The following is a 15,379-nucleotide window of genomic DNA, read 5'->3' on the forward strand; positions in this document are numbered from 1 at the left end:
TTCTTACTCCCTCCCCTTGATAAGGGGAGGGTTGGGGTGGGGTAAAAAGTTTACGACTCCTGCAAGGATTGCTATATTTCATAAAATTGAAGGAAGCCTTGAGACACCTCTAGTGTAAATTATTTACCTACACCCGCTGGCTGCTGACGGTTTCGCACTTCCAGAAAAATCAACAAAGCATTAACATCAGCCGGATTCACCCCGCCAATTCTCGCCGCTTGGCCAATCGTCAGCGGTTTCACCTTAGCCAACTTTTCCCGCGACTCTTTCGAGAGAGTTGTAATTGCCATGTAATCCAAATCCGCAGGCAATTGTCGGCGTTCATGTCTGACAATTTCATCAATTTGATTTTGCTGTTTTTGCAGATAGCCAGAATATTTAATGTCAATTTCCGCACCCTCTTTCTCAGCCAACTTCAGACTAGAATTTCCTAAATTGTAGCGTTCCAAATCCACATAATGAAAACCAGGACGACGCAACAAATCAGCAAGAGTAATCGAACCTTTAATCGCTTGTTGAGTGCCCGCAAAAATTGCCTTGCCAACTTCCTCGTGCTCTTTCACCCGCGTCGAGTACAAGCGTTCCTTCTCTGCCACAATATTAGCTTTTTTCCGCTCAAATAACTCCCAGCGGCGATCGTCAATCAAACCAATTTCCCGTCCCAGCGGCGTCAAGCGTTGGTCAGCATTGTCCGATCGCAATAATAGCCGATATTCCGATCGCGAAGTCAACATCCGGTAAGGTTCCCGCAAATCCTTCGTACACAAATCATCGATCAAAGTGCCGATATAACTTTGCTCGCGAGGAAACACTATCATCTCCTGATTTTTCGCAAACCTAGCTGCATTAATCCCCGCCACGAGCCCCTGTGCAGCCGCCTCCTCATATCCAGTTGTACCGTTCACCTGACCCGCGCAAAATAGCCCTTCAATCTTCTTAGTCATCAGCGTTGGAAAGCACTGAGTAGCCGGCAAATAATCATACTCCACAGCATAAGCAGGGCGCATCATCTCGCACTTTTCCAAACCAGGAAGAGTCCGCAGCATTTGCAATTGCAAATTTTCCGGTAAACCAGTAGAAAATCCTTGGATATAAAGTTCAGGAATATCTCTACCTTCCGGTTCGATAAAAATCTGGTGACTTTCCTTATCCGCAAACCGCACAATCTTATCTTCAATACTTGGACAATAGCGCGGCCCCTTCGCATCCACCCAGCCGCCGTAGACTGGAGAAAGGTGCAAATTGTCTCTAATTAACTGGTGAGTTTCAGGCGTAGTTCGAGTCAAATAACAAGGCATTTGTTCCCGTTCGATCCAAACTTCTGGATCGAAACTAAACCAGCGAACCTCTGTATCTCCCGGCTGCGGTTCTAGGTTGGTGTAATCGAGAGTACGTTTGTCAACTCTTGCCGGAGTTCCAGTCTTCAATCTGCCAGTTTCAAAGCCCAAACGGTTGAGAGTTTCCGTCAAGCCAACGGCGGCAAATTCTCCCGCACGTCCGGCGGGCATCGACTTATTGCCTACCCAAATCGTGCCACCTAAAAAAGTGCCTGTGGTCAGAATTACTGCTTTGCATTCAAAAGCGACGCCGAAGTATGTTTCAACTCCGATAACTTCTTCGTTTTTTCCCAAAACTAAGTCTGTCACCATCGCTTCCCGGATGGTCAAATTCTCTTGGTTTTCGACAATATTATTCATTACAGCGGCGTATTCCCGCTTGTCAGTTTGTGCCCTCAGCGCCCACACTGCGGGGCCTCGCGAAGAGTTGAGGATGCGTTTTTGTAGGTAGGTGCGATCGGCCATTTTGCCAATTTCCCCGCCTAACGCATCAACTTCGTTAGTGAGTTGGGTTTTAGCCGGGCCACCGACAGCAGGATTGCAAGGTTGCCACGCAATTTTGTCGAGGTTGAGGGTGAGGAGGAGGGTGCGACAGCCGAGGCGAGAAGTGGCGAGGGCTGCTTCGCAGCCGGAGTGTCCGCCACCTACTACGATGATGTCGAAACTGTCTTGGAATTCTACTGGTGTTTGTGCGGTCATTCGATTTTAGATTTTAGATTTTAGATTTTAGATTTTAGATTGAAGAATAGACATCCGGCAAAATTAGGTTTTAGTTTCCTCAATTAAAACTCTTCCTCTCCATTAGTGTAGCTGCTTTCTTCAAACATCGATGTTAATCCAGTAATTTTTACGGGGGGTCGATCTTTGAATTCTACGACAAAGGACAACTCCCCACCCATTGCCGCGATATAACTTTGCAAAGTAGATACCAACAAATCCGCACGGCGTTCGAGTCGCGACACATTTTTTTGACGCATTTTTAATAATTCTGCCATGCGAATCTGAGTAAATTTCCTTGCTTTTCGTAAGTTTTGCAAGGTCATTTCTTCAGCCATCAACTCAATCGATCGCTTTTCGACTATTGCTCGTTGTTCGGGAGGCAAATTCTCCATAATAGTCTTCAGGCTAATTGTCATCTGTTTCTTGCTCGATTAACTTATTCTAATGATCTGTAAATCTACTATCTGCACATAGCATATTATAGGCAATAGTCGATCGAATAACCATATTTAATATGCACGCTTCGCGCCTTCGCGGTTCAATAATTCCGTAATCAGGCAGTTTTGCGCTATGTTAGACAAAAAAATCTCAACAAGCGTACACAAGTGAAATACTTCTTCTTATCCGACGGCTGGAAAGTTGGGCGCGTCTGGGGCGTAGGCGGCGAGTGGAGTCACGCCGCCTGGAGGCGGCCGCCGGACATCCAACAGCTCAACCTCTGTCTTTCCGATCGCAACGAAAAAATGTGGCTCTACCGCGTAGAAGACGCCGTACTCATGGTAGAAGTCCAACCAGCAGTCCGTCCCGATCCCGCCGATCCCGCCAAAAATATCGGCAACGTCACCCTCACCAGACTGATCGATGCCGAGCAAGTCCTCGAACGCCTCGGGACGATCGCCGCCCGCTGCGAAATGGGCAATCCGCAACTAATGTAATGCTCAACATATTGCAATCGGTTCTAACACTCGATACACTTCTTTAAATAACTTTCATTTTTATGCCTCCACCTTTGAAGGTAGATGGCAGTCGGCAAAAGGCAGAGTTTTAAACCCTACAGGTAACTGCTGGGGATTCAGAATCTGATTTTTCCGTAAAAATAGACATCATCACTTACACCTTGGAGAACCGCAGTCAATGGGACTACCCTGGTATCGCGTACACACAGTCGTCTTAAATGACCCAGGCCGATTGATTTCTGTACACTTAATGCACACTGCCCTCGTGGCAGGTTGGGCCGGCTCAATGGCCCTTTATGAACTAGCAGTTTTTGATCCCACAGACCCAGTTCTCAACCCAATGTGGCGTCAAGGGATGTTCGTGTTGCCCTTCATGACTCGCTTGGGAGTTACGGGTTCTTGGGGCGGTTGGAGCATCACTGGCGAAGGTAACGTCGATCCGGGCTTCTGGTCCTTTGAAGGCGTCGCCGTCGCTCACATCGTTCTATCGGGCCTGCTGTTCTTAGCAGCAGTTTGGCACTGGGTATTTTGGGACTTAGAACTTTTCAGAGACCCTCGCACCGGTGAACCAGCCCTTGACTTGCCAAAAATGTTTGGCATTCACCTGTTCCTCTCCGGCTTGCTTTGCTTCGGCTTCGGCGCATTTCACCTTTCGGGACTTTTTGGCCCGGGAATGTGGGTTTCCGACCCCTACGGCCTGACCGGTCACGTCCAGCCAGTGGCACCTGCTTGGGGCCCTGAAGGCTTTGACCCGTATAATCCGGGCGGCATCGTGGCTCACCACATTGCAGCGGGCGTAGTCGGCGTAATTGCCGGTTTGTTCCACTTGACAGTGCGGCCGCCGGAACGTCTTTACAAAGCCCTGCGGATGGGGAATATCGAAACTGTACTTTCTAGCAGTATCGCTGCCGTGTTCTTCGCAGCCTTTGTGGTTGCGGGTACGATGTGGTACGGTTCTGCTGCGACTCCGATCGAACTTTTTGGCCCGACTCGCTATCAGTGGGACAGTGGCTATTTCCAACAAGAAATCGATCGCAGAGCTCAAGCTAGCTTGGTCGGTGGTCAAGGCTTCCAAGAAGCTTACGAACAAATTCCTGAAAAATTGGCTTTCTACGACTACGTGGGCAACTCTCCTGCTAAAGGCGGTTTGTTCCGGGCCGGCGCGATGGTCAATGGCGACGGTATTGCGAAAAGCTGGCTGGGCCATCCAGTATTTACTGACAGCGAAGGTCGGGTATTGTCGGTTCGCCGCCTCCCCAACTTCTTTGAAACTTTCCCAGTAATTTTGACGGACAAAGATGGGGTCGTTCGCGCTGACATCCCCTTCCGCCGTGCTGAATCAAAATACAGCTTTGAACAAAGCGGAGTTACCGTCAGCTTCTACGGCGGCGAACTTAACGGTCAAACCTTTAATAATCCTCTAGATGTTAAGAAGTTTGCTCGCGCTGCTCAAAAGGGTGAAGTATTTGAATTCGATCGCGAAACCTTGAACTCTGACGGCGTTTTCCGCACTTCGACTCGCGGTTGGTTCACTTTCGGACACGTTTGCTTTGCTTTGCTGTTCTTCTTCGGCCATATCTGGCACGGTTCTCGGACTATTTTCCGCGACGTGTTTGCTGGAGTTGAGGCTGACTTGGAAGAACAAGTCGAGTGGGGCCTGTTCCAAAAACTGGGCGACGTGACCACCAGAAGAGAAGAACCTCTCTAAATTTCGCCAGCCTCTGGCTAGCCGGGAAACATCCCCGGTGTAAAAAAACCCGGTTTCTTCAAGAAACCGGGTTTTTTTAGTTAATAATAAAACCAACAATTAAGATAAGATAATACGGCAAGGGAAGATAGGGAAAATTTAACATGGAAAGCGTTGCTTACATTTTGATTCTGGCTTTAGCCATAGGCGTACTATTTTTTGCGATCGCCTTTCGGGAACCTCCCCGGATTGGCAAATAATTAGCTATACGCCTCCAGCAAGTCCAAAATATCTTAAACCGGACTGCGGTTAGCCCGCATCATAGTGATCTAATTTGGTGCGGGACTATTTCACTGCTGTGTGCTAAGTGATTTTTCTAGTCCAGCCATTCATCAGACCCCAGGCGGTTAGATGAATGGCAATTTGCTGGCAATGCCTGTTAAAATCAGCAATCATGCGCTGTTCCTCCTGCCAACACACAAATAGTCGCGTTCTAGAATCGCGTTCAGCCGAATCAGGTCAAAGCATCCGTCGGCGGCGCGAGTGTTTGAGCTGCCAGCACCGCTTCACAACTTACGAACGCATAGAATTTGTGCCGATTACGGTGATCAAGCGGGACGGCAAGCGCGAATCTTTTGACAGGTCAAAATTAGTTAGGGGATTGATTCGGGCCTGCGAAAAAACCGGTTTGTCTTCGGGGCATCTCGAAACTCTGGCAGAAGAAATTGAGGCCCAACTCCAAGGTCGATCGCTCCGAGAAATCGCCAGTTCAGAAATAGGGGAACTGGTGCTGTTGCACCTGCGGCCGCTCAGCGAAGTCGCTTATGTCCGTTTTGCCTCCGTATATCGGCAATTTCGAGGCATCCGAGATTTTGTAGATACCCTAAATCACCTTCAGAATCCCCTCAACGAAGCTGAAGATACAGAAACTAGACCGAATTTTGACGCAGATTTGCCGGATTCCGAAGCAGTCGATCGAGAAAGCCCAGCATCCTGCGCTACCCCCAGCTAAGCTCGCTTAAATTAATTTATCGAAATATTCTGGGAGATTGAAAACCATGTCGCGAGGAAGGCCGGGAGGAATAGCGACTCAAGGGACTCTCATTCGAGCGAGTGTTCTTTTTTCTCAGTAAGAGTGCTGGGTGTGATATGATCGTCATCGGTCTAAAATAGAGTATAACTAGACAACGTAAAAACTTAACTGGATTAGTTGAGTGCGTAGTCACACCTAACGGTGTTGCAGTTTAGGAAAGCTCGCATTTGAACAAAACCTAACTAAAGATCGGTGACTAATTAAATACGGTAGGGCATACCGAAATTTACGCTTCTGGAGAAACCGACCTCTACTTAGACTGGAGTAATCCTGTCGCCAGCAAGTCGGCTCGTTGAATGAAGAATCTCAGTTTATTTATACCTGAGAGTGTCAAAATAGTCTACTTGACTCGGAATGTTAAGATGCAACGTTTTAACACAGAGTATGGAGTAACAGTAATGGCAAGCGCTGGTGTGCAGTTGCACCCGGCAAAAGTTAGCGAAAACTGACTTTAGTAAAAGATTTTGAAAAAAGTTAATCGCTTTTTCACCAAAATCTCTAATATCTGCCGGCACAAACGAAAAACATGAAGGAGAGAAATCCTAGGAAACTATTCGCATGGTCAATCTCAAAACCACAGTCAAAGACATCGGCTTTACTCACGAAGATTTTGCAGCCCTACTTGATAAATATGACTATCACTTTAGCCCGGGCGATGTAGTAGCGGGTACAGTTTTTAGTATAGAACCCAGGGGCGCTCTGATTGATATCGGTGCTAAAACAGCAGCGTACATTCCCATTCAGGAAATGTCCATCAATCGAGTGGAAAGCCCTGAAGAGGTATTGCAATCAAACGAAACCAGAGAATTTTTCATCCTCACCGATGAAAATGAAGACGGACAATTAACCCTGTCCATCCGGCGCATCGAGTATATGCGGGCGTGGGAAAGAGTGCGACAACTCCAAGCAGAAGATGCCACAGTACGATCGCAAGTATTTGCCACCAACCGCGGCGGCGCACTCGTGAGAATAGAAGGCTTGCGAGGCTTTATTCCCGGTTCTCACATCAGTACCCGCAAACCGAAGGAAGAATTAGTCGCCGAAGAATTACCATTAAAATTCTTAGAGGTAGACGAAGACCGCAACCGCCTAGTGTTGAGTCATCGTCGCGCCTTAGTTGAGCGCAAGATGAACCGCCTCGAAGTCGGGGAAGTCGTCATCGGTACAGTACGCGGTATCAAGCCTTACGGTGCCTTTATCGACATCGGCGGCGTCAGCGGCTTGCTGCACATCTCGGAAATTTCACACGATCACATCGATACGCCTCATAGCGTCTTCAATGTCAACGACGAAGTGAAAGTGATGATCATTGACTTGGATGCCGAGAGGGGCCGGATTTCTCTCTCCACCAAGCAGTTGGAACCGGAACCGGGCGCGATGGTCAAAAATCGCGAATTGGTATACGAAAAAGCTGAGGAAATGGCAGCTAAGTTCCGCGAGAAAATGCTGGCTCAAAAGCAAGCTAAAGCAGGCATAGATATTCCTGTAGACTCGATCGATGCTGATGATGAGCTCTCCGACGAAATACTCGAAGATGTACCCTCAGCAATGGAAGAGGATCTGCCAGAAGATGTAGCACCGGAAGCACCACCGGAAGCAGCACCGGAAGCAGCACCGGAAGCAGTATTAGATGTAGAGGAAGAAATCCCTCCTGCGACGGAAGAATAACATCACAGTTAGTGTGATTAAAAGAGGGAATTTTCCCTCTTTTTTTTTGAGTTAGTCATTAGTCATTAGTCATTAGTCATTAGTCGCTGCTCGGTGGTTGACAATTCCCAGTTGCCAATTCCCCATTCTTAATTACCGAGATTTAACCTATTTCTGTAGACCGATGCAGCGATCGCACTTTAAATGAAAACAAGTGGCAGCGCGATCAATCTTCCTAAATAAACCTAGCCTTTATGCTGCTAATTTGTTAAGATTTACAAACATCAGGGGCATCAGCACAAGTGCAAACTCATCAGCATTCTCAGGCAAAAACAAACTAGACAAGCAAATTACACAAAATAATACTTAGAAATTTCTTGCCCTAACGCTCAAAGGCAAGTGTATCATGAACATCGAACTATTAAAAGAAAAATTAGAACAGCTCAAAAAACGTCCCAATTCGAGCAAAGGAACGATCGACCAAATTGAAAACTGGTTAACCGGTTCCCACATTTTGCAAAGATTGAGAATTAATCCTTACTACGTAGCAGGCGAGACAGTCAAGAATGTTAAAAAAATTACTTCCGAATTTCTGCACGGAGTGAAAGCTGGTGCTTTCGACTTGCACTGGGATATTCACTGCCCCCACTGCAACATGATTACAGAAGAATTTAAGGATTTGGCAGACACATCAGAAATGTCTTTTTGCCCGATGTGCGATCGCGAGTTTAACATTGATTTGCTTGATCGCGTCGAAGTTACTTTTTCCCTGAACAAAGAAATCGAAGACCCGCAACTGCGACCCGTCTGCGCTCCCCCTCCCGTACTCCAGAACAAACTGCAACTGTTAACGCCTTTATACTGCACCGAATCGGAGATTGTCACCTTAGAAAACGGTCGATATCGCTACTGCTGTCCCCTCACTTTAGCTAAAGGGATTTTAAAGGTCGAAGGCGACAAAACAGAAGAGATACAAGAAATTCAACTCAAGCAGTTAGCCGGCCCAGATTTTGACAAAAAAGAGCTGGCCGTGCGTCCCGGAAAAGTTAAGCTCGAATTAACTAATACCGAACACAATTTGTCCGGGCTGATTTTGCATTCAGATGAATTGCCCGATGAACTGACATTAGAACAACTGCCCCTGCGGCTGTCAGGAATGCAACTGCTTCATCACCCGGATTATAAGCGTTTGTTTGGCGATCAAGTAATATCGGAAAGAGAGCGAGTCAAGATTCGGGCGATTACTATTATGTTTACCGATATTACCGGTTCTACCAGAATGTACGAAACGCTCGGAGATACCAAAGCTTACAATATTGTCCGCGACCATTTTGAAATTTTCTTTGAGTCGATCGAGAAATTTGGCGGAAAAGTCATTAAAACCATCGGCGATGCCGTCATGGCTTCTTTTATCAGCAACGAACAAGCAATTATGACAGCCACCGATGCTGTGGCTAGTTTCAGGAAATACAATTCAACTCGCCAACAAGCAGAGTGGATTCAAGTCAGGATTGGCATTCACCGAGGTACGGCTTTGCTGGTAAATCTTAATAATTCGATCGACTATTTTGGCTCCACAGTCAACAAAGCTGCCAGGATTCAAAATCTTTCTAAAAGTGACGAAGTTTCGTTTTCCGAAGAAGTTTATCATGACCAAGCATTTTTAAGTGGATTAAAAACTGCTGGAGTCTCCGAAATTCAAAAACGAGTTGAAGATTTAAAAGGAATACAAGGCGCACAAGTCACTTATACTGCTAGAATAAACACGGAATCAGTAATCCCGCTGTCTGCTACACTTGTCGCTAAAAAAAGCTAAGTAGGTAAACAAATATAAGTAGTTATTGCTAGCCTCTCGTTGCGATCGCCCCAACAGCAGATAGAGTTGTTCGATCGCGCTCAGAAGATAATGACTCCAACAGTATACTTACTCATTAAATGAGTTGCATAATACCTATAACTTAAGGTATACTTAAGTATAGTACGGGTTCTTCAGCGGCATCTTGCGAGAACTGTAGGTTGCTGAATAGCTGAAGTCCTCGACTTCATAGCATGACTTCTCCTCAATTATCTCCAGAAAATACACCCGAAGCCATCGCACCAGCCGCCCTCGACAGCGAACAATTAACCGAAACCGATGCCCCCTTTCCCATTGTTGGAATTGCCGCCTCAGCAGGAGGGTTGGAAGCATTCACGCAGTTACTCAGCCATTTACCGGCCGATACGGGTATGGCGTTTGTGCTGATTCAACATTTAGACCCCAATCACAAAAGTCTGCTTAGCGAGATTCTTGCGCGAACCACGCAAATGCCTGTTAATGAGGTAGAAGACGGCGTAGCTGTAGAGCCCAATCAAGTCTACGTTATTCCGCCCAACACCAAGATGGTGGTATGTAAAGGCGTGCTGCAATTATCACCGCGCGAGAAGATTTATGGCAAATATATGCCGGGAGATGCGTTTTTTACCTCATTGGCGATCGATCGTGGGCACAAAGCGATCGCCGTAGTTTTATCCGGGGGAGACGGAGACGGTTCACTGGGGCTCAAGGCAATCAAAGCAGCCGGAGGCATGACTTTTGCTCAATGTCAAGACACAGCAAAATTCGATAGTATGCCGAATACCGCTGTTGCCACAGGCAATGTCGATTTCGTTCTGCCACCGGAAAAAATTGCCGAGGAACTGGCAAACTATAGTCACAATCCCCTTCTCACTGGCCCACTTCCCATGACAAAAGTTGAGGAATCGCCCGAACAGGGAGATGCCCTGGCTACTATTTTTGCGGTGCTGAAATCCACTACAGGCGTTGATTTTAGCCAGTACAAACCCAGGACGATCGCTCGACGCATCCAGCGACGGATGGTGTTGTACAAGCTGGAAAGCTTGAATGATTACGCCCAACATCTTCGACACAATTCGGCTGAAGTCACAGCCCTGTATGAAGAAATCCTGATCCACGTTACCAGTTTCTTCCGTGACCCCGAAGCCTTTGAAAAGTTAAAAGAACTGGTTTTCCCCACGATTACCCAAAATAAATCGGCCGAAACTCCGATTCGGATTTGGGTGGCGGGATGTTCCACAGGTGAAGAAGTTTATTCGATCGCCATTTGCTTGTTAGAGTTTTTGGGCGATCAAGTCATCCAGCCACCGATCCAGATTTTTGCCACGGACATTGGCGAACAGGCAATTGGCAAAGCGAGGTCTGGCGTCTACTCAGAAAACCAGATGGTAGATGTTTCACCAGAACGACGTACTCGCTTCTTTATTGCCGAAGCAAGAGGTAGCTATAGAATCAGCAAGGCAGTCCGCGAACTTTGTGTATTTGCCCGACAAGACTTAGGCAGCGACCCGCCTTTTTCCAATATCGATTTAGTTAGCTGTCGCAATGTGCTGATCTACTTGGGAGAGTCATTGCAAAAAAAAGTTATGCCGATTTTTCATTACAGTCTTAAGCCAACGGGCTTTCTCTTGTTAGGCACTTCGGAGAGTACCGGAGAATTTTCCTACTTGTTTACTTCATTGGATAAAAAGTCTAAAATTTATACCAAAAAGTTGACTGCGACTCGTCCCCATTTTTCGTTTACGCCGAGTTCCTATCCCGTCGCTAAAGCACGTGAACGGGAGGAAGTGAAAAACAATTTTACGAATAGCTTGGATTTACAACAAGAAACTGACCAACTGATTTTAAATCGATATGCCCCAGCCAGTGTGGTTGTCAACGAGCAGATGAAAATCCTGCAAGTGCGGGGAGACATCGATCCTTACTTGAGAGTGGTAGCCGGAACCCCCGACTTAAACTTGCTGGCAATGGCAAGGGCAGGCTTGCTGGTTGAGCTTCGCACCGCGATTTATCAGGCACAAACGCAGAACGTAACCATTAGGAAAGAAAGGGTATTGCTTGAATTGGGCGGACGATCGAGTATCGTCAATTTTGAGGTGATTCCGTTCCAGCCACAGGCGGCCGAAGGACGCTACTTTTTGGTGGTATTTGAAGAGGCTTCACCCCCGGTGCTTAACTTCAGCACTCTCCCTTCTGAAAGCTTCGAGCAACCTGATTTAGTGCGCGAAATTGAGCTGCTGAGGCAGCAACTTGCAGCCGCTAACCAAGAAAAAACTGCGGCTCAAGCCCAACTGCAAGCGGTGATCCAGGATCAGGAAAGTCTTAACCAAGACCTCAAAGTTGCGAACGAAGAAATCCTATCGAGTAACGAGGAGTTGCAAAGCACCAATGAGGAGTTAGAAACTGCCAAAGAAGAAATTCAAGCCACTAACGAGGAACTCACTACCACTAACGATGAACTTCGCAGCCGCAATATTGAACAAAGCCTGGTCAATAACGATCTGATAAATTTGCTTTCCAGTATCAATATCCCTATTTTAATGCTGACAAACGATTTACAGATTCGACGCTTTACGCCAACGGCACAGCAAATTTTTAGTGTGATTCCCACAGATGTTGGACGACCTTTTAGCGACATCCGCTCAACTCTGAACGTTCCTAACTTGGAACAGATGATTTTGGAGGTGATTGATACTCTCCAGACGAAAGAACAAGAAGTTCAAACTTTATCAGGATATTGGTACAACCTCCGCATTCGTCCTTACCGGACAACGGAAAACCAGATTGACGGTGTGGTGATGGTTTTGCTCGATATTGATGCTCTTAAACGCAGTGCCAAAACCTTGGAGGAGGCCCGAAATTATGCTGAAACCATTGTGGAAACTGTGCAAACGCCTTTAGTCGTCCTAGATGCTGATTTCCGAGTCAATAAAGCAAATCGCTCGTTCTATGAAATGTTTCAGGTTTCACCGTCAGAAACAGCAACCTCTTCGCTATTTGAGCTAGGCAACGGGCAGTGGAATATCCCCCAAGTGCGATGGATTCTGGAAGATATTCTGGTTAGTGATGTTCAGCTTGAAAACTTTGAGTTGGATCACCTGTTTGATAAGATCGGGCCCAAAACCATGCTGCTGAATGCTTGTAAACTTGAACGAGAAGACCAAGCTTTAATGATTCTGTTGTCGATCGAGGATATCACGCAGCGCAAGCAGTTGGAGACAGTACGATCGCAGTTATTACTGCAGGAACAGTTTGCCCGCCACCAGGCAGAAGCAGCCAACCGTAGTAAAGATGAATTTCTCGCGAATCTCTCCCACGAATTACGCAATCCTTTGACTCCGATCCTGGGCTGGTCACAAATTCTGCGTTCCGGCAAACTGAAGGAACCAGCCGTTACTAAGGCTTTAGAGGTGATCGAGCGCAGCGCCAGAGCACAATCTCAGTTAATCGAAGATATCCTGGATATTTCCCGGATTACCAGTGGCAAGCTTCAACTGTGCATTTGTCCGATCGATCTGCGGTTAGTGGTGCAAGCTGCGCTGGAGGGGGTGCAATTATCCGCCGAAGCCAAAAACATTCAAATTGTTTCGCAGTTGATTCCTACGACTGTTTTAGGGGATATCAATCGCTTGCAGCAAGTTGTGTGGAATCTCCTGTCTAATTCGATTAAGTTTACTCCGGCGGGGGGACGAGTGGAAATTCTGCTATCGACGATCGAGAATCATGCTCAACTTCGAGTCAGCGATACGGGAAAAGGCATTGGGGCAGAATTTTTGCCGTATATTTTTGATCGTTTCCACCAAGGCGATTCCAGCAGCGTTAAGGCGAATCAAGGGCTGGGATTGGGTTTAGCGATCGTGCGTCACCTGGTTGAATTGCACGGGGGAACGGTGCAAGCCGAAAGTCCGGGTGAGGAACAAGGAACTACAATGACGGTGAGATTGCCGTTGCGATCGCTGCCTCAAGAGTTGACATCGGCGATCGATTTAAAGTCAACTGCTTTGGTAGGGCCTTTAAACGCCTCTAGCGATCGCGTCCCCTCTCTAGAAGGCTTGCACATCTTAGCCGTAGACGATCAGATCGATACGCGCGACTTCTTACAATTTGTGCTTGAAGGCTACGGGGCGGAGGTTTTGGCAGTTGCATCTGCCAGAAGTGCGATCGCTGCTTTGACTGAAAATCCGGGCAGATATGATTTGCTAATCTCCGATATCGGAATGCCAGAGGAAGATGGGTATTTCTTAATTCGAGAAGTGCGAGCTCTTGCTACGGAAGCCGGAGGAGAAATCCCAGCCGCAGCGCTGACTGCCTATGCGAGCGATAAAGAACGCGATCGGGCGATCGAAGCTGGTTTTCAAAGGCATATGGTTAAGCCGATCAAGCCGGTTGTACTAGGATTAATGGTGGCTAATTTAGTAGGACGATTTTAGTTTATTGATTGTAGGGACACAACAATGTTGTGTCCTAATTTTGTAGGATTACAACAATAGTTAGCTCCCGAAAAGCCTGTTTTGAACAGGCAAGATGCCTGTTCCACAATAATGATTATTGGAGATTGGAGATGTCTAATCTTGGACATAATTTTGTAGTATTACAACGATCGCGGGCAATTAAGAATTGCCAAAAATAGCGCCATATGGGAAGATAGAAAAAAATATAAAAATTACGGAGTTCAGATTCTTGGTAACTATTAAATGTCGGGGCATTACCTTCTCGAATATCCAAGCCGTAATCTTTGACAAAGACGGCACTCTAGAGGATTCTCAAGAATTTTTGAGACTGTTGGGAATTAAGAGATCGCGCCTCGCAGACGCTCAAATTCCGGGCGTTGGAGAGCCTTTACAAATGGCTTTCGGTATCGAAGGTGGCAGCATCGATCCCACAGGCTTGCTAGCAGTCGGTAGTCGCCGGGAAAATGAGATTGTGGCGGCGGGATACATCGCCGAAACCGGCAGGGGATGGCTGGAATCTTTAACGATTGCGCGCCGCGCTTTTGACGAAGCTGACGAAATGTTTAAAAATAGTGCTGTTTCTCCTTTATTTGTCGGCAGCTTGGAAGTGCTGAAATATCTTTCGGAAGCGGGTTTGAAGCTGGGAATTCTTTCGGCTGCTACGACGGAGGTTGTGCAGAAGTTTGTGAAACACCACGCATTAGCTGACTACATTCAGTTAGAAATGGGAGTTGATTCAACGGTTCATAAACCAGATCCGAAATTGTTTTTGCAAGCTTGTGAGAAACTCGGAGTAAATCCCGCAGCAACTTTGATGGTGGGAGATTCAGCGGGCGATATTCAGATGGGTAAAAATGCGGGCGCGGCTGGCTGTATCGGCATTTGTTGGGGAAAGGCGGAGGTTAGTCATTTGGAAAATGCTGATGTGGCGATCGCATCTTTGGAGGAAATTACAATTTTAGCAGATTGAGCAAACATCACATCAATTCCGGTGGCACCGGATTTGGTATCAGTTCCTACTGAGATGTTGCAGCATTGTCAATAATCTTTTTATGAACAGGCAAGATGCCTGTTCCACAAGAGATGAATTTTCTTGTGGAACAGGCAAGATGCCTGTTCTTGAGAATGGTGCAACATCTCAGTTCCTACAGACAACGCAAACCCAGAATTACGACATCTCTTTCAAGGCCGTCAAGTTCGGCAACTTGTGGCAGATATCCCCACCGCTGAAAGCCAAATTTCTCAAACAATCTTACACTCGGCTGATTGTGAGCAAAAATTATTCCTATGAGAGTTTTAAGCTTCAATTCTGGACTCCGCACAATTGCCGATTGCAATAAATTTTGTCCGATTCCGCAGCCTTGGCGATCGGGTGCAACATAGATGCTAACTTCTGCTGTATGCTGATAGGCAGCGCGGCCGTAGAAAAGCTGAAAACTCAGCCAACCAACAATATTTTGTTCTGATTCCATTACCCAAATCGGCAAGGAATTGGAGGAGTGTTCTCTGTACCACGGGAGGCGGCTTTCGACTGAGACTGGTTTTAAATCTGCTGTGGCCATTCTGCCCGGTATTGCTGCGTTGTATATTTGGACAATTGCTGGCAAATCGCTTTCTTCTGCGTCGCGGATTTTCATCGTTTGGTTGACTGTTG

General features: G+C 46.8%; 11 protein-coding genes. 8 read left to right on the forward strand and 3 right to left on the reverse strand.

The genetic code is table 11. From position 1 onward, the window contains the following. Positions 1–119: 119 nt before the first annotated feature. Both mnmG and QUA34_RS16195 read right to left on the reverse strand, forming a co-directional pair. Positions 120–2,036: a tRNA uridine-5-carboxymethylaminomethyl(34) synthesis enzyme MnmG gene (gene mnmG, locus QUA34_RS16190; RefSeq protein WP_333388196.1), complete on the reverse strand. Its 1,917-nt coding sequence runs from the start codon at positions 2,034–2,036 to the stop codon at positions 120–122. A gap of 83 nt (positions 2,037–2,119) precedes the next feature. Continuing rightward, positions 2,120–2,473: a transcriptional regulator gene (locus QUA34_RS16195; RefSeq protein ID WP_333324286.1), complete on the reverse strand. Its 354-nt coding sequence runs from the start codon at positions 2,471–2,473 to the stop codon at positions 2,120–2,122. Positions 2,474–2,662: 189 nt separating this feature from the next. Between QUA34_RS16195 and QUA34_RS16200 the strand changes: the two genes are divergently transcribed. From QUA34_RS16200 to QUA34_RS16235, 8 genes are all read left to right on the forward strand, one after another. Next, positions 2,663–2,992 carry a hypothetical protein gene (locus tag QUA34_RS16200; protein WP_333037185.1) on the forward strand — a complete coding sequence of 110 codons (330 nt, stop codon included), beginning with the start codon at positions 2,663–2,665 and terminating at the stop codon, positions 2,990–2,992. A 199-nt stretch (positions 2,993–3,191) separates the two neighbouring features. Further along, positions 3,192–4,721: a photosystem II chlorophyll-binding protein CP47 gene (gene psbB / locus QUA34_RS16205; RefSeq protein ID WP_333388199.1), complete on the forward strand. Its 1,530-nt coding sequence runs from the start codon at positions 3,192–3,194 to the stop codon at positions 4,719–4,721. A 143-nt stretch (positions 4,722–4,864) separates the two neighbouring features. Further along, positions 4,865–4,960, forward strand: coding sequence for a photosystem II reaction center protein T (locus tag QUA34_RS16210; protein ID WP_006635641.1), 96 nt, complete (start codon positions 4,865–4,867; stop codon positions 4,958–4,960). Between the two features lie 194 nt (positions 4,961–5,154). Then, positions 5,155–5,712 carry a transcriptional regulator NrdR gene (gene nrdR / locus QUA34_RS16215; RefSeq protein ID WP_333388303.1) on the forward strand — a complete coding sequence of 186 codons (558 nt, stop codon included), beginning with the start codon at positions 5,155–5,157 and terminating at the stop codon, positions 5,710–5,712. A gap of 639 nt (positions 5,713–6,351) precedes the next feature. Next, complete coding sequence (locus QUA34_RS16220) at positions 6,352–7,461, forward strand: 30S ribosomal protein S1 (protein ID WP_333388201.1); 1,110 nt, start codon at positions 6,352–6,354, stop codon at positions 7,459–7,461. Positions 7,462–7,846: 385 nt separating this feature from the next. Next, positions 7,847–9,256, forward strand: a complete 1,410-nt coding sequence (locus QUA34_RS16225) for an adenylate/guanylate cyclase domain-containing protein (RefSeq protein WP_333388204.1) — start codon at positions 7,847–7,849, stop codon at positions 9,254–9,256. Between the two features lie 233 nt (positions 9,257–9,489). After that, positions 9,490–13,704, forward strand: a complete 4,215-nt coding sequence (locus QUA34_RS16230) for a chemotaxis protein CheB (RefSeq protein ID WP_333388207.1) — start codon at positions 9,490–9,492, stop codon at positions 13,702–13,704. 250 nt (positions 13,705–13,954) lie between these two features. Continuing rightward, positions 13,955–14,695: an HAD family hydrolase gene (locus QUA34_RS16235; protein ID WP_333388211.1), complete on the forward strand. Its 741-nt coding sequence runs from the start codon at positions 13,955–13,957 to the stop codon at positions 14,693–14,695. Positions 14,696–14,870: 175 nt separating this feature from the next. On the opposite strand, the gene QUA34_RS16240 is transcribed toward QUA34_RS16235, so the two are convergent. Beyond that, positions 14,871–15,362 carry an N-acetyltransferase family protein gene (locus QUA34_RS16240; RefSeq protein WP_333388214.1) on the reverse strand — a complete coding sequence of 164 codons (492 nt, stop codon included), beginning with the start codon at positions 15,360–15,362 and terminating at the stop codon, positions 14,871–14,873. Positions 15,363–15,379: the final 17 nt, after the last annotated feature.

It is taken from the genome of Microcoleus sp. POL10_C6, assembly GCF_036701585.1.
Lineage (GTDB): Bacteria > Cyanobacteriota > Cyanobacteriia > Cyanobacteriales > Microcoleaceae > Microcoleus.